Here is a 14,860-nt window from a genome sequence, read left to right as displayed (position 1 = left end):
CGTTATTTCGTTAGGCAGGCCTTGCCTTGCCTTGCGCCTGGTCGAGTTCCCGGCGAACGGCGAAGTGTTCTTCGTAGTTTTCGGGCTTCAGGGCGAAGGCCTTCTGGCGCGGGATGCGGTTGGCGTTGATTTCATCATATTTGAGGTAATAGGCCTTGTGCATCCGGTAGAACGGGATTTCCGGCCAGAGGTGGTGGATCAGGTGGTAATTCTGATAAACCAGCAGCGGGTTGAGCAACCATTCCCAGCCGAACCGCATGGTTGTCGCCATGTAAGGGTCTTCGTCTTGCGCGATGATCGCGGGATGATGTGGCAGGATGACGAAGACGATGGCGATGATGAACAGCGTGATCCGTGACGGCACGAACCACAGCATGAACAGTTCCCAGCCGAAGCCGAAGTAAATTGCCGCAACGAACAGCAGAGCGAGCAGCGAGTAGAATACGACCAGTTCGGTGCCATGTTTCTTGCGCACGTTCTGACCATGCTTGATGAAATACCAGATGTAGGCACCGTCAAAGAAGGTCCAGCGGAATGGAACCTGCCACCAGGGCGATTCATGCTCGAACCGGTCGGGGTCTTTGGGGCCGTTGGTATGCGTGTGGTGCTTGTTGTGGACCCAGCGCAGCAGTACCATCGGGGCGTAGGGGAAGAGGAAGAAAAGGCCGATCGCACCGATCGTTTCATTGATCCAGGAAACACTCGACAAGGACTTGTGCGCGGCGTCGTGGATCACGCTGAAGAGCAGATAGGTGATCAGTCCGTTGGCGATTGCGCCGACCCAAAGCGGAAGCATCGAGTTCAGCGCCAGGTACCAGGTCGTTGCGATCCCTGCCATGGAAATGACAAACAGGAGAGCCGTCGGCAGGGCGAGAACGGGCGCCTTTCGCAGCTGTTCGAAATGCTCTTCGGACGATCTGGGAAACGCGATTGCAGCCATTACCCGGGTTCCTTTCCTCTCACTGGCTTAGAAGCGCCTAGTTGGGTTGACGCTTGGCCTCTTTGTCGTATTTGACCGAGGTTATGCTCTTGAACAATTTTGCCGCCTACACTATTCGTTGGACAATATGCAACTCTTTTCCCGTCATGCAAGGGGACTTCGGGCCGGGCAATGCTGGTAATGGGAGTACCGAATGAATGCACGCAAGGCTAGCCAGCTTTCAGCTAAAGGTGATGAAATGGAACATCAGGCTACCGAGCGCTTGCCTCCCAAAGATTTGAGCGCGAATGATTCGCCGCGCAAGGCTATCCAGTCCGTGGAAATTGGTGTTCGCGTCCTCAGGGCCTTGATGGATTGCCCAAGGGATGGCGCACATCTGCGTGATGTTGCCGAGAAATCGGGTCTGTCACGCAGCCAGGCACACCGTTACCTGCTGTCTTTTGTCAATACAGGCGTGGTCGAGCAGAAGGTCCAGAATGGCCGCTATGCACTAGGTGAGTTTTCAGTTCGTATTGGCATGGCCGCGCTGGCGCGGGTGGAGCCGGTACGGATCGCTGGCGATAATCTGGCGAGCGTGCTGGAAGAACTGCAAACGACTGGGTTGCTGTCGGTCTGGGGCAATTATGGGCCAACGGTGATTCGCTGGATCGATGGCGGTCTGCCCCTGTTTACCAGTTTGCACGTCGGCTCTGTTTTGCCCTTGCAGGCTTCGTCCACCGGCATCCTGTATTTGACCCATTGTTCACGAGCTTTGACTCGGCCCGTCATCGCCCAGGAGCGCGCCAGCGGGCTGGTGGTTTCCGACGACGAACTGGAAAGGCAGATAGTCCAAGCGCGCGAGATGGGATACGCGACCACACAGGGTACAGTTGTGCCTGGTCTCTCTGCCTTGAGTGTACCTGTGCTTGGTTCCGGGAACAGGCTTGTTGCAACGATGAGCGTTCTCTCGCGAGTTCAGGAAAAGCATTTTTATTCGAAGCCGAAGATCGAAAAGATCCGTTCGGCGGCCATAGCAGCGAGTCGTGCGATCGGCTGGCAAGGATAGCTCCTGCGGTTTTCCATCAGAAGTGGACTGGCCTCCATATTGGTGGACCGGCTTCATGGCGGGGGCGCTGCCAGGCCCGACCATCCGGAAGGTATAAAGATTGTCGCTGACCCATAAAGAGCCAATCGGCAAACGGGAGTTCATCGCCATGATGGCGATGATCCAGGCATTGCAGTCACTTGGGTTTACAACTTTGCTTCCGGTCTTAGGTGTCATGGCAAACGATCTGGGGGCAAGCGGTTCAAACCAGCGGCAATGGGTCATCGGCACCTTCCTGATCTGCTCCGGCCTGTTTTCGCTCGTCCCGGGGACGATCTCCGACCGGCTTGGGAGGAAGCCGGTCCTGCTGGTTTGCATGGGCCTGTTCGCCCTGATCAATCTGCTTTGTGCTTTCGTGGCTGACTTTTCCGTCCTGCTGGCGGCCCGCGCGCTGCTTGGCTGTGCCTCGTCCGCCCTGACCGTCCTTCCTATGGCGATCATTCGCGACCGCTATCAAGGCGAAGACATGGCCAAGCTGCAAGCCTTTGTCGCGATGCTGTTTATGGCAGTCCCGACCCTTGCCCCAAGTTTGGGTTATGTGATCTTTACTACGCTCGGCTGGCGTGCCGTCTTCATTGTCATCGGCGTGCTGTCGATGGGAGTGTCAGCATGGTATTTCTACCGCATGGAAGAAACGCTGCCGCTTTCCCGGCGGCAGTCCCATGGTGCCAGAGAATTGTTCGGTAACATCCGCCTCGTTCTGACAAACCGCCGGTCGATCGGTTACGTCATTGGCATGGCCCTGATTTTCGGCGCTCACTTCGGCTTCATCAACAGCTCGCAGCAATTGATCGGCGAACATTTCGGGGCCGGCGGGGCCTATTCGGTAATCTTTGGCTTGATGGCGGGCTCGATGATGCTGGCCAGCATTGCCAATTCTGCGATCGTACACCGTTTCGGAACCCGGCGGCTTGGGCATGCCGCGATCCTCTGCTACCTCATCGTCTCGGTCTGCCAGGTCTATCTGGCATCGCGCCCGGGCGAGACCTTGTTGCAATTTGTCTTGCTGATGTCCGCGAACATGTGCCTGCTGATCACGGTATTCATCAATTTCACCGCAATTTCACTGCAGCCGTTCGGTAAGCTCGCTGGCGCTGCCGCCTCGGTCCAGACCTTCTTTCGGTTGGTACTTGGTGCTGGGCTGGGTGCCTTGATCGGTCAGGCCTACGACGGTTCGCCACTGCCTTTGGCCTATTCGCTCGTTGGCGTGGCGACTGTGACTATTCTACTGGTACTGTTCAGCGAGGGGGGCAGACTGTTCGCAGCGAGTGTGGCGGTACGGACGAAAGGCTGATCGCCGGACTTATTCGACCTTGAAGGGCTGAGGTATGCCCGGTGCCGGTCGGTCCGAAACCATTCTCACACCGTCTATCACGATCGGGCTAGCGACACCCTTGTAGCCTTCCGGGGTTACCGCCAGACCCCTTGCAACGACATGCGGATCAGCGAACACTTCGTCGAGCTCGTTGATCGGTCCGGCGGGTACGCCCGCGTCCTCCAGCGCGTTGAACAGTTCCTGCCGGTTCCATCGGGCCGTAAGCGTCTCCACGGTTTCGATAAGTTCGGACCTGTTCGCAAGCCGTGCGGGGTTGGTGGTGAAGCGCGGATCGTCATGCAGCGAGCATTCGAGGATGCGGCAAAGGCTGGCGAACTGGCTGTCATTGCCCGCCGCAATCACCAAGGGCCCGTCAAGCGTGGGGAAGGCTTGATAGGGTGCCAGATTGGCATGACCGTTGCCGAACCGGCGCGGGACCTTGCCCGAAGTCATCCAGTTCATCGCCTGATTGGCCATGACCGCCACCTGGGTATCGAGCAGCGCCATGTCGATATGGGCGCCGCTGCCGGTGCGGTCCCGGCGGTTGAGCGCGGCGAGAATCGCCACAGTGCTGTACATGCCCGTGAACAGGTCGGCCACCGCGATGCCAGCCTTCTGTGGCTCGCGATCGGGTTCGCCGGTCATCGACATCATGCCGCCCATGGCCTGGGCGATGAAATCGTAGCCCGCGCGGTGGGCATAAGGCCCGGTCTGCCCGAACCCGGTGATCGAGCAAGTAATCAGGCGCGGGTTCAGTTCGGACAGCGCGGCATGGTCAAGCCCGTATTTAGCCAGCCCGCCGACCTTGTAGTTTTCGATCAGGATGTCGGCCCCGTTCGCCAGCTCGCGGATGATGGCCTGGCCTTCCGCGCTGGCGATGTCGATCGCGAAGGAGCGCTTGCCGCGATTGGTCGAATGGAAATAGGCCGCGCCCAGACTCGTACCGTCTTCTGCGGTGACGAACGGCGGCCCCCAATGCCGCGTGTCGTCGCCCGCACCGGGCCGCTCGATCTTGATCACTTCGGCGCCCAGGTCCGCCAGCAATTGCCCGCACCAGGGGCCGGCCAGAATGCGGGCGAGCTCAAGCACCCGCACCCCATCGAGCGGTTTGGACGGATCGCCGGTTACCGCGGCCCGCCAGGACGGTTTCGCCATGGTCAGTCTCCGCCCAGCGCGGCGATGCGTTCGCGCCAGCGGCGAAGCCCGTCGCCTGCACCTTTTGCCAAGGTGAAGCTGTCGATCCCGTTGGCGATGAAGCGGGCACCGCCATCGAGGAACTGCTGGACGAGCCGCTCGTCGCGCGAAAGGATCCCAGCCGGTTTGCCGGTTGCCACGATACGCGCCAGCGCCTCGCCGGTCAGCTTGAACAGGGCATCGAAGCTGCTTCCGCCCAGCAAACCTTCGGTCGCGGCCAGGTCCGCAGGTCCAAGAAACAGCGCGTCGATCCCGTCCACTGCGGCGATCGCCTCAATATTGTCGACGGCGGTCGCGGTCTCGATCTGGGCGATGATGCAAACCTGCGCATTGGCTTCTGCGACATAGGCAGGATAGCCACCCCAGCGCGCGGCACGGGCGCCACCGAGGCCGCGTTCGCCTGCAGGCGGATAGCGGGACGCAGTTACGATGGCCTGGGCCTGTTCGGCGGTTTCGACCATCGGAACCATCAGAGTCTGCGCTCCAAGATCGAGAACCTGCTTGATTGCTACCGGATCGTGGCCGGCAATCCGGACGATCGCCGAACACGGCGGCGTCGCCTCGATCGCACGCAGCTGCGCGACGATGCCGGGCAGGGTCTGCGGGCCATGTTCGCCATCGATCAGCAGCCAGTCATAGCCATGGCCCGCGCAGATTTCGGCAATGTCTGGATGGGCCAGGGCCAACCAGAAGCCAAGCTGGACCGGACCTTCGCGCAAGGCCGCCTTGAAGCGGTTGACGGGTGTTTGCATTTTCGCCCCCTAAACGAACCGGAACCCGATTGAACCAAACTCGCCGAAATCGGCATTGAAGACATCGCCCGGCGCCGCTTCGACCGGGCGCGTGAACGATCCGCCGAGCACGACTTCTCCGGCTTCGAGCCCTTGCCCCCAGGGCGCGAGCCGCCGTACCAGCCACGCGACGCCGTTGGCGGGATGGTTGAGCACCCCTGCCGCAAGGCCGGTCTCCTCGATCACCCCGTTGCGGCTGAGCAGGGCGCCGATGCGGCGCAGGTCGAGCCCGTCGGGTTTCGCCGGCAGACCGCCGACAATGATTCCGGCATTGGCGGCATTGTCGCTGATCGTGTCCAGGACCTTGCGCGCGGCCCCGGTTTCGGCATCCTTGGGATGCACCCGTGTGTCGATGATTTCGATTGCCGGAACCACATAGTCGGTGGCGCTCAGGACATCGAAAATCGTCGTCTGTGCTCCTTCCAGGCGGCGCCCGAGCACAAAGGCCAACTCGACCTCGACCTTGGGCGTGATGAACCGCGCGGCCGGAACGTCGCTGCCCTGTTCGAACACCATGTCATCCAGCAAGGTGCCGTAATCGGGTTCGGTGATCCCGGCTGCCTGTTGCATCGCGCGCGAGGTCAGGCCGATCTTGTGACCAAAGACGGTCCGGCCGCGCTCTCGCTTGAGATCGACCCAAGCCTGGTTGATGCGGTAGGCATCCTCGATCCGCATGGCAGGATAGCGCGCCGAGAACGGCCGGACCCGTTCGCGGGTCTGTTCGGCGCCGTCGAGTTCAAGCGCCAGCTCGTTGACCAGTAGGTCGCTGAATACCTCCACTGCCATCTTGAATCTCCCGTGGCATATCCTTTGGGAAAAACCATTGCACAATGTCAAACGATATCTTAGGTTCCGGCAAATTTGACCGTGAACTCCGGCGAAGAGTCGCGCGGATATTTCGTCAGGATCACATGGGAGAATGTCATGGCTGCTGAAGGTGTTATCAGGGAAGAAAAGATCACGGGCCGGGGCTTGACCTCGCACACCCTCTTGGCGGGCGATCCGTCCAAGCCGGCAATTCTGCTGCTTCACGGTGCGGGTCCGGGCGCACATGCCGCATCCAACTGGTATCACCTGATGCCGGACCTCGCCGAAAACTTCTTCGTGATCGCGCCCGACCTGATCGGTTTCGGCCAGTCGGTGATTCCCGATCCGTGGCCTGACAGCGTGATGGGCTGGATCGGCACCCGGGTCGACCAGTGCTTTGGCCTGCTTGAGGCGCTCGGTGTGAAGAAGGCCCACGTTGTCGGTAATTCGATGGGCGGCGCGCTGACCCTGCAGATGATGAGCGAGGAGCCCGACACGATCGACAAGGTGGTGCTGATGGGTTCGATCGGGGCGCCCGGCCCGCGCACCCCGGAATTGATCCGCCTGCTCTCGTTCTATTCGGACCCGCGTTACTCTCGCTATCGCCAGGTGATGCACAGCTTCGCCTACGATGCCGAGAAGTTCGAAGGCATGGAGGAAATCGTCGAGAACCGTTACAAGATCGCCACCGATCCGGGAATCATGAAGACCGCGGTCAAGATGATCGATTCGATGAAGAACGGCATTGAGACGCTCAACATGCCGCCCGAACTGCTGGGCAAAATGCCGCACGAAGTGCTGATCTTCCATGGCCGCCAGGACCGGGTGGTGCCGCTCGACACCAGCCTCTACCTGATCCAGCATCTCAAGCATGCCGAACTCTACGTTCTCGACCGTTCGGGTCACTGGTCGCAGCTGGAACGGTGGGATGTCATGCGTCCGATGATGGAAATCCATTTCGGCGCCCGCACGTTCTAGGCGGTTGGCCTCGTTGCATGTCTGGTCAGCATTTTCACCAAGGTCCGCGATTGGCTACTTCGGCACGGTCGGACCAAGGCCCGGTCGTGCCGCCAGTGGGTGATGGAGCTTCAGTTCAGGTGGAGCAGCACGCGGCGGCGTTATGGGACTATTCTTTACACATTTATGCCAAGCCGGGTGTGGCAGCTTCCTGCCTTGCCTTGCAGGATCAGCATGGGTGTGACGTCAACACGGTGTTGCTTTGCCTTTGGTTGGCAGGGGCGCGTAGCACCATTCTCGCTGTTTCGGACATCGAGGCCGCGCAGCACTCGGCAGCAACTGCGAATGAACGCTTCGTGCAACCGGTCCGTTCGGTGCGGCGCTGGATGAAGCAGTGGTGCCAAGGTACGCCTGAGTCGGAAATTAACGCCGCAGCCTATGCGGCGCTGAAGACGGCAGAGTTGCATGGTGAACGTCTGGTCCAGTCCCAAATGCTCGCTGGGCTGGACCTGGACCAGTTGACCCGTGCCGAGTCGTCCGAAGCAGCAGTCCAGGCAAGCTTTGCCAACTATTGTACCTTGGCGAGCACATCTGGCGGAGTGGCAGAGGAACTGGGTGAGCTTGTTGCCAGGGCCTGGCATTGAGCCAGTCCTGCCTGTCGGGCTAATTGCATTTGAGGAACGGGATATGGATCGGTGCCTGGATGGATCAGTTGTCGCGATCACTGGTGCCGGGCGCGGAATAGGTCGCCAACTGGCGTTGTATTGCGCCGCGCAGGGGGCGGCAATTATCGTCAACGATCCTGGCGTGGCGCAGGCGGGCAACGGCGGCGATACCGCATTCGCTCAGAACACCGCCAACGACATCATCGCTGCCGGGGGCAAAGCGGCGGCCAACTTCGGTAATGTTGCAGATCCGGCGGAGGCGCAGAGCATTATCGAGGATGCGGTACGGAAATTTGGCCGAATTGATGCGGTCGTGAACAATGCAGGCATCCTGCGAGACAGCATCTGGCACAAGATGAGTCACGCGGACTGGACCAGCGTCATCGCGGTCAATCTTACTGGTGTCTTCAACGTTTCCCAGGCCGCCACGCCCTATTTTCGTGAACAGAAGGCGGGCAGTTTCGTTCATTTCACTTCGACGAGCGGTCTGATCGGCAACATCGGGCAGGCGAACTATTCGGCGGCAAAGTTGGCCGTCGTCGCGCTTTCGCAGTCTATCGCGCTCGACATGGCGCGGGTTGGCGTCCGCTCGAACTGCATCGCGCCTTTTGCGTGGAGCCGCATGACCTCGTCAATTCCCGCGACAACCCCTGCCGAACACGAACGTGTCCAACGGTTGCAATCCATGTCGGCAGACAAGATCGCGCCTTTGGTTGCCTATCTGGCATCCGACCTGTCCAAGGACGTGACGAACCAGATTTTCGCGGTTCGCAAGAATGAAATCGCCCTGTTTTGCAAGCCCCGGCCGATCCGGTCGATGACCAAGGTCGAAGGCTGGACGCCGGAGGCAATTGCCCACGAGCTTGTACCTTCGTTTCGCAGCAGCTTCGCGCGCGCCGATGAAGTCTCGGCGCATGTCTTTCCTTATGATCCAATCTGACAGGTAACCGATGAGCAACGCCGGCATGGATGCAGAAGTCTTCGAACAATTCTTGATACAGCTTGAACGCTTCGTGCGCGACCGGCTCATTCCTGTCGAGCGCAAAATTATTGAAACCGACCTCATCCCCGAAAGCGTCCTCGAAGCGATGCGCGACATGGGTCTGTTTGGATTGACCATACCGGAAGAGCATGGCGGCGCCGGCATGAACATCAGCCAGTATATCCGCACCATGCACACGCTAAGTTATGCGATGCCGGCATTCCGCTCGATCATCTCGATCAATGTCGGCATGTTCGCATCAGCCTTCAAGAATGGTGGAACAGAAGCGCAGAAGGCTGCATGGCTGCCGCGCATTGCCGCGGGTGAAATCGCCGCTTTCGGCCTGACCGAACCCGGTTCGGGATCAGATGCGGCGGGTCTGCAGACGACTGCGGTGCCGACCGCCGACGGCTGGCTTCTCAATGGCACCAAGCGATATATTACCAACTCGCCCTTTGCGAAGGTTGGACTGATCATGGCGCGGACGGCCACGGAAAATCTGCCCAAGAACGCCCATATATCGGCATTCATCGTCCCTCTTGACATACCCGGCGTGACGATCTGCAAGTCGGACAGGAAGATGGGCCAGTCGGGTAGCCATATCGCCGATATCGTGCTGGAAGATGTCCACGTTGGCAGCGAGGCTTTGCTCGGCGGCGAACTTGGCAAGGGCTTTGCATTCGCGATGATGAGCCTCGACAACGGCAGGATGTCGGTGGGCGCCGCAGCGACCGCTTATGCCCGCCGGGCGCTGGACAGCGCCATCCGATACGCGACCGAGCGCAAGGCATTCGGCGAGCCGATTGCCAACTTCCAGTTGATCCAGCAGATGCTCGCCCAGAGCGAGATCGAAATCTATGCCGCCGAATGCATGATGGACGATGTCACCCGGCGCGCCGACGCAGGCGAGAACATCTTGCGCAAAGCAGCGGCGTTCAAGGTTTTCGCGACGGAAATGTGCGGCCGGGTGGTTGATGCCTGCGTCCAGATCCACGGCGGTGCCGGCTATCTTGCCGAATACGATGCCGAACGTTTCTTCCGCGATGCGCGCATATATCGGATTTATGAAGGCACGACCCAGATCCTGCAACTCCAGATCGCTAAGCACATGCTGCGCGAATTTGCGGCGGCGAATTGACCTTCGTGGGTTGCACTTCATCCGCAGGCTGCACCATGGGCGGCCAGGGGGTTCATTCCGCCCCGCCCTGGCGCGTGGCCAATTCGCCTGCGGGCCGGATCAAACGCCATGTATAGTTTTCTCGATGGCCTATCGATCATTGAGGCATCGTCATTCGTCGCCTCTCCCACGGCGGGCCTTTATTGCGCGCAATTTGGCGCACAGGTGATACGTGTCGACCAGACTGGCGGCGGCCCCGATTACCGGCGCTGGCCTGTGACGGAGGCGAACGACTCGCTCTATTGGGAGAATCTCAATCGTGCAAAAAAGTCAGTCGCGGTTGATCTTCGCAAGCCTGAGGGGCGTGAAATTGTGCAGGAACTGGTGAGGGCAACCGGCCAGCTCATCACCAATTTTCCGGTGGATGGTTTCCTGTCCCATGCCCTCCTCGCGCAGGGGTGTCCGGATCTTGTCACCTTGCGGATAATGGGGTGGGCCGATGGCTCGCCCGCGCTCGATTACACCATAAACAATGCCGTGGGATACCCTATGCTGACTGGAACCGGCCCCGATCCGGTCAATCATGTCCTGCCCGCGTGGGATCTCATTTCCGGCGCATACGGAGCATTCGCCATGCTTGCCGCGATGCAGTGGCGAAGCACAAGTGGCGAAGGATGCGAGATCCGGCTGCCGTTGTCAGACGTGGCGATCGGCACGGTCGCCAACCTCGGTGCACTTGCAGAAATGCTCTATACGGGCCGGGATCGTCCGCGCCTTGGCAATGCAGTTTATGGCTTGTTCGGTCGCGACTTCACCACGCGCGACGGGGTGCGGATAATGATTGTCGTTGCCACGCATCGCCAGTGGGCCAATTTGCTGGTAGCGCTGGGCCTTTCCGAAGATGTTGCGGCCATCGAACAAGAGCGCGGTGTTTCTTTCGAACAGGATGACGGCCTCCGATATACCTTGCGTGACATGCTCTATCCCTTGTTTGAACGGGCAATCCGTTCGCGTGATTACGCCGATCTGTCCACTGCCTTCGATGCGGGGGGAATCGTCTTTTCGCCCTATCGCAGGATGCTTGATGCGGTTCACGATCCAGCGCTGGTAGCGAACAATCCGATTTTCGGGACGGTGCCAAATCCCAGCGGCTTCGACTATCCCGCCGCGGGCACATTCGCCACCGTTCCTCAAATGCACCGTCGGGAGCCTTGTCCCGCGCCGTACAATGGCCAGCATACCGAAGAAGTCCTGGCGGATCTGCTCTCGCTGCCTGCCGCCGAAATCGGCCGCCTGATCGACGCAGGTATTGTGGGCAACATAGCGAGTGGAGACCCGAAATGACCCTTCGTCGCGCAGCCATTGTCATGCCGATCCGCACTGCGGTGGGCAAGTTTGGCGGCTCTCTTTCGCCGATGACTGCAGGCGAGCTTGGCGCAGTCATCCTCAAGGCCCTGATCGAGCGCACGAAGATCGATCCCGCCCGGGTTGACGATGTCGTGTTCAGTCAGGGATATGGCAACGGCGAGGCGCCGGCCATCGGCCACTGGTCATGGCTGGCTGCCGACCTGCCGCTTGAAGTCCCCGGCTATCAGCTCGACCGGCGCTGCGGTTCGGGGCTGCAGGCGATCGTCAACGCCGCGATGATGGTGCAGACGGGGATGTCCGACGTTGTTGTCGCCGGCGGGGTCGAATCAATGTCCAACGTCGAACATTATTCAACCGACCTTCGCAGGGGCAAGCGTTCCGGCAATATCACCCTTCACGACAGGTTGACGCGCGGACGCCTTATGTCTCAGCCGACGGAGCGTTTTGGTGTTATTTCCGGCATGATCGAAACGGCCGAAAATCTTGCCAGGGATTATGACATCAGCCGGGAACAGGCAGATGCCTATGCCGTGCGCAGCCACCAGCGGGCCGCGGCCGCCTGGGCGAATGGAATGTTCGACGACGAAATCGTGCCGGTTGTGGTGCCGCAAAGAAAGGGCGCGCCTGTCATCTTCGCACACGATGAAGGTTATCGCGGCGACGCGACGATGGCTTCGCTCGGCGCGCTGAAGGCGATCGAGGGCGGCGTCGTAACCGCTGGCAACGCCAGTCAGCAGAACGACGCCGCTGCCGCTTGCCTAGTGGTGGCCGAAGACAAACTCGACGAACTGGGGGTGGAACCGATCGCCTTTTATCATAGCTCGGCCGCGGCGGGCTGTGATCCCAGTCGCATGGGAATTGGTCCCGTTCCTGCAGTGCAACGCTTGTTCGCCCGCAGCGGCCTTGGCTGGGGCGATATTGATCTGGTTGAGCTGAACGAAGCCTTCGCACCGCAAGTTCTGGCGGTTCTGAAAGGATGGGGCTGGTCGGATGACGACGGCCGGAACGAAATCCTCAATGTCAATGGTTCGGGTATATCGCTTGGCCACCCGATCGGTGCAACCGGTGGTCGTATTCTTGCCAACCTTACCCGCGAACTTGTGCGCACGAAAGGCCGCTACGGTCTTGAGACGATGTGCATCGGCGGCGGACAAGGCATCGCCGCAATCTTCGAGCGCGCGGCCTGAAGGTGGCTGATCTGCGCCAGGCCCTGAACGCCGCGAGAGACTATCGCGCCTCGGTCAAGGCAGCGTTGGGCGCGCGCTTGGTGTCCGGAAGGATTGATGAGGAGCAGCGGGCCGCGCACGGCTATGCCTGGGTGGCCACGCTTGTGGCTGCGATGGAAGCGGTGCTCGAATGGTCCGAGGCCAGGGGCAGCAAGAATGATCTTGACGCCAGGATCGCCATTCTGGCCTTCGCTGAATGCATTGGCCAGATCGGTGGCGGCCTGCCGATGGGCCAGAACGAAATCTTCCGCCCCGGCGACCTCGGACTTGGCAGCGCTGCCCGCACGCTTTTCGACCGGTGCGCGGACCTGCTCGACGTGGACTATGCGGCAACCAGAGGCGAAGTGGCCGCAGCCCTGGCTCAGGGGCAATGGCCAAGCGAGTCGCTCGATGATGCCGAAGCCGACACGATCCGCGAGCAATACCGTCGCTTCACCAATGCTGTCATCGTGCCCCAGGCGCACGGATGGCATCTGGCGAATGACCTTATCCCCGAGGCAGTGATTCAGGCCATGGCCGATCTCGGTACATTCGGAGTCTGCATACCCGAAATCTATGGGGGTCTTGGCCTTGGCAAGCTAATGATGTGCATCATAACCGAGGAATTGTCGCGCGGCTGGATTGGCGCGGGTTCGCTTGGCACGCGGTCCGAAATCGCCGGCGAACTGATCGGCTTGAACGGCACCGAAGCGCAAAAGGCCTGGTGGCTACCCAGGATCGCGAGCGGCGAGGTTTTGCCGTCAGCAGCCTTCACCGAACCCGACACCGGATCGGATCTTGGCTCCATTCAAACCCGCGCACGGCACGACGGCGATCACTGGGTCATCAACGGGGCGAAAAACTGGATTACCCATGCCAGCCGATCAGATCTGATGACGATGCTCGTGCGAACATTACCTGAAGCCAGGGGTTACGCCGGGCTGTCGATGTTGCTGGTGCCCAAGCCTCGGGGCACGAGCGATGACGGTTTCCCAGCCCCTGGCATGACCGGAAGCGAGATCGAGGTCCCCGGTTATCGCGGGATGCGCGAATATGCCCTGCAGTTCGATGCCATGACCGCGCCGGCAGACGCCCTGCTGGGCGGCGAGGAGGGGAAAGGGTTCAAGCAGCTCATGCGTACCTTCGAGGGCGCACGCATCCAGACCGCCGCGCGGGCAGTCGGCGTCGCGCGGCGGGCCCTCGAACTGGGCCTCGACTATGCCTTGGTTCGCAAGCAATTCGGCAGGGCCATCGTCGGGTTTCCGCGCGTGTCGGACAAGCTGGCGATGAGCCTTGTCGATTTTGTGATGGCGCGTGAACTCTGCTATGCTGCCGCGCGAGCCAGGGATTCGGAAAAGCGCTGCGATATTGAGGCCGGCATGGCAAAGTTGCTTGCCGCTCGCGCCGCCTGGTCGAACGCCGACGCTGCGCTGCAGATCCACGGCGCCAATGGTTATGCCCTTGAATACGAGATCAGTCGCATCCTTTGCGATGCGCGCATCCTCAACATTTTCGAGGGCGCTGCGGAAATTCAGGCTCAGGTGATTGCCCGCGGCCTGACCGGAGATGATTTATGACCACCCAGCCAGACGAACAATGGCAAAGCTGGATCGGTCGTGAAGAATTGCGTCACGACTATCTGGAACTCGCTGCCGCAAGACGGTGGCTGGCGACTTTCGACCGCGTTGCGCCGGCAGATGGCAGCGTGCCGCAAGGCTATCATTGGTGCCTTTGCCTGCCAGACGCGCCAACAGCGGCATTGAGCGTGGATGGCCATCCGGTGCGCGGCGGCGAAAGCAGCTTCATGCCACCACTTCCTCAGTCGCGCCGGATGTGGGCATCGAGCAAGATCGAATTTCTTTCGCCGTTGCTCATCGGTCAGAAGGTGCAGCGCAGATCGCGGATCAATTCCATCGCCGAAAAGCAAGGGGCGACCGGCAAGCTTGTTTTCGTCGAGATAGCACAAGAAACCCGCTGCGAAGGCGAACTCTCCGTTCGCGAAACCCAAGCGATCGTTTATCGGGATCCCATGCCTTTGGGCACCGCAGAGCTGCCAAGGCCGTCTGACATGATCTTCGACGGATCCCGATGGGTTGCGCACCGCGCGCTGGTCCCCTCCGAAACCTTGCTGTTCCGATTTTCGGCGCTGACCTTCAACAGTCACCGGATTCATTATGATCGGGCCTACACCTGCGAAATCGAGGGGTATCGCGGCCTCGTCGTTCACGGTCCGTTGACGGCGACACTGCTGCTGGAACTCGCCCAGCAGCACTTCGGCGACAATGCGCTTCGGTGCTTCGATTGCCGAGCGGTGTCTGCCGCGATCTGCGGCGAGGAACTGCATTTGGCGCTTCGCGCGAACGGCAATAGTGTTCAGTTCGTCGCCCATGCGCGCGATGGCCGTCCGATCATGGTTGCCAGCGCCACCCTTTGAC

At 60.4% G+C, this 14,860-nt stretch carries 14 protein-coding genes; 10 read left to right on the top strand and 4 right to left on the bottom strand.

The window, feature by feature from the left end:
• Positions 1-10 precede the first annotated feature (10 nt).
• Positions 11-940: a fatty acid desaturase gene (locus A9D15_RS04835; protein ID WP_066762417.1), complete on the bottom strand. Its 930-nt coding sequence runs from the start codon at positions 938-940 to the stop codon at positions 11-13.
• Between the two features lie 193 nt (positions 941-1,133).
• Here A9D15_RS04835 and A9D15_RS04830 point away from each other — a divergent pair, with 193 nt between their 5' ends.
• On the top strand, positions 1,134-1,985 hold the full coding sequence (locus A9D15_RS04830; protein WP_229660417.1) for an IclR family transcriptional regulator: 852 nt from the start codon (positions 1,134-1,136) through the stop codon (positions 1,983-1,985).
• Between the two features lie 100 nt (positions 1,986-2,085).
• Positions 2,086-3,318 carry a multidrug effflux MFS transporter gene (locus tag A9D15_RS04825; protein ID WP_229660418.1) on the top strand — a complete coding sequence of 411 codons (1,233 nt, stop codon included), beginning with the start codon at positions 2,086-2,088 and terminating at the stop codon, positions 3,316-3,318.
• A 9-nt stretch (positions 3,319-3,327) separates the two neighbouring features.
• On the opposite strand, the gene A9D15_RS04820 is transcribed toward A9D15_RS04825, so the two are convergent.
• From A9D15_RS04820 to hpaH, 3 genes are read right to left on the bottom strand one after another with little or no spacing between them, the layout of a single operon-like run.
• Complete coding sequence (locus A9D15_RS04820; protein ID WP_066762408.1) at positions 3,328-4,494, bottom strand: CaiB/BaiF CoA transferase family protein; 1,167 nt, start codon at positions 4,492-4,494, stop codon at positions 3,328-3,330.
• A gap of 2 nt (positions 4,495-4,496) precedes the next feature.
• Positions 4,497-5,285: an HpcH/HpaI aldolase family protein gene (locus tag A9D15_RS04815; protein WP_066762406.1), complete on the bottom strand. Its 789-nt coding sequence runs from the start codon at positions 5,283-5,285 to the stop codon at positions 4,497-4,499.
• A 9-nt stretch (positions 5,286-5,294) separates the two neighbouring features.
• Positions 5,295-6,110, bottom strand: a complete 816-nt coding sequence (gene hpaH / locus A9D15_RS04810) for a 2-oxo-hept-4-ene-1,7-dioate hydratase (protein ID WP_066762404.1) — start codon at positions 6,108-6,110, stop codon at positions 5,295-5,297.
• 138 nt (positions 6,111-6,248) lie between these two features.
• On the opposite strand from hpaH, the gene A9D15_RS04805 reads away from it, so the two are divergent.
• The 8 genes from A9D15_RS04805 (at position 6,249) to A9D15_RS04770 (ending at position 14,859) form a co-directional block, all read left to right on the top strand.
• On the top strand, positions 6,249-7,109 hold the full coding sequence (locus A9D15_RS04805; RefSeq protein WP_066762473.1) for an alpha/beta fold hydrolase: 861 nt from the start codon (positions 6,249-6,251) through the stop codon (positions 7,107-7,109).
• Positions 7,110-7,228: 119 nt separating this feature from the next.
• Positions 7,229-7,732 carry a TIGR02444 family protein gene (locus tag A9D15_RS04800; RefSeq protein ID WP_066762470.1) on the top strand — a complete coding sequence of 168 codons (504 nt, stop codon included), beginning with the start codon at positions 7,229-7,231 and terminating at the stop codon, positions 7,730-7,732.
• A gap of 43 nt (positions 7,733-7,775) precedes the next feature.
• A complete protein-coding gene (locus tag A9D15_RS04795; protein WP_066762401.1) occupies positions 7,776-8,693 on the top strand; it encodes an SDR family NAD(P)-dependent oxidoreductase in 918 nt (305 codons plus the stop codon).
• A 10-nt stretch (positions 8,694-8,703) separates the two neighbouring features.
• Positions 8,704-9,873, top strand: a complete 1,170-nt coding sequence (locus A9D15_RS04790; protein WP_066762398.1) for an acyl-CoA dehydrogenase family protein — start codon at positions 8,704-8,706, stop codon at positions 9,871-9,873.
• 108 nt (positions 9,874-9,981) lie between these two features.
• A complete protein-coding gene (locus A9D15_RS04785) occupies positions 9,982-11,196 on the top strand; it encodes a CoA transferase (RefSeq protein WP_066762395.1) in 1,215 nt (404 codons plus the stop codon).
• A complete protein-coding gene (locus A9D15_RS04780) occupies positions 11,193-12,407 on the top strand; it encodes an acetyl-CoA C-acetyltransferase (RefSeq protein ID WP_066762392.1) in 1,215 nt (404 codons plus the stop codon). The genes A9D15_RS04785 and A9D15_RS04780 overlap by 4 nt, the downstream gene beginning before the upstream one ends.
• Before the next feature lie 2 nt (positions 12,408-12,409).
• Positions 12,410-14,002, top strand: coding sequence for an acyl-CoA dehydrogenase family protein (locus tag A9D15_RS04775; RefSeq protein ID WP_066762390.1), 1,593 nt, complete (start codon positions 12,410-12,412; stop codon positions 14,000-14,002).
• Positions 13,999-14,859, top strand: a complete 861-nt coding sequence (locus A9D15_RS04770) for an HTD2 family dehydratase (protein ID WP_061939682.1) — start codon at positions 13,999-14,001, stop codon at positions 14,857-14,859. The genes A9D15_RS04775 and A9D15_RS04770 overlap by 4 nt, the downstream gene beginning before the upstream one ends.
• The last annotated feature ends 1 nt before the right edge of the window (position 14,860 follow it).

This window comes from Croceicoccus pelagius, from assembly GCF_001661915.1.
Classification (GTDB): Bacteria; Pseudomonadota; Alphaproteobacteria; order Sphingomonadales; family Sphingomonadaceae; genus Croceicoccus; species Croceicoccus pelagius.
This window is presented reverse-complemented; position numbering and strand designations above follow the sequence as displayed.

What these genes read in the sequence shown, in the direction of transcription:
- hpaH (WP_066762404.1), bottom strand. Translation starts at nt 6,110, where the DNA reads ATGGCAGTGGAGGTATTCAGCGACCTACTGGTCAACGAGCTGGCGCTT.
- A9D15_RS04795 (WP_066762401.1), top strand. Translation starts at nt 7,776, where the DNA reads ATGGATCGGTGCCTGGATGGATCAGTTGTCGCGATCACTGGTGCCGGG.
- A9D15_RS04835 (WP_066762417.1), bottom strand. Translation starts at nt 940, where the DNA reads ATGGCTGCAATCGCGTTTCCCAGATCGTCCGAAGAGCATTTCGAACAG.
- A9D15_RS04830 (WP_229660417.1), top strand. Translation starts at nt 1,134, where the DNA reads ATGAATGCACGCAAGGCTAGCCAGCTTTCAGCTAAAGGTGATGAAATG.
- A9D15_RS04805 (WP_066762473.1), top strand. Translation starts at nt 6,249, where the DNA reads ATGGCTGCTGAAGGTGTTATCAGGGAAGAAAAGATCACGGGCCGGGGC.
- A9D15_RS04790 (WP_066762398.1), top strand. Translation starts at nt 8,704, where the DNA reads ATGAGCAACGCCGGCATGGATGCAGAAGTCTTCGAACAATTCTTGATA.
- A9D15_RS04820 (WP_066762408.1), bottom strand. Translation starts at nt 4,494, where the DNA reads ATGGCGAAACCGTCCTGGCGGGCCGCGGTAACCGGCGATCCGTCCAAA.
- A9D15_RS04785 (WP_066762395.1), top strand. Translation starts at nt 9,982, where the DNA reads ATGTATAGTTTTCTCGATGGCCTATCGATCATTGAGGCATCGTCATTC.
- A9D15_RS04815 (WP_066762406.1), bottom strand. Translation starts at nt 5,285, where the DNA reads ATGCAAACACCCGTCAACCGCTTCAAGGCGGCCTTGCGCGAAGGTCCG.
- A9D15_RS04780 (WP_066762392.1), top strand. Translation starts at nt 11,193, where the DNA reads ATGACCCTTCGTCGCGCAGCCATTGTCATGCCGATCCGCACTGCGGTG.
- A9D15_RS04770 (WP_061939682.1), top strand. Translation starts at nt 13,999, where the DNA reads ATGACCACCCAGCCAGACGAACAATGGCAAAGCTGGATCGGTCGTGAA.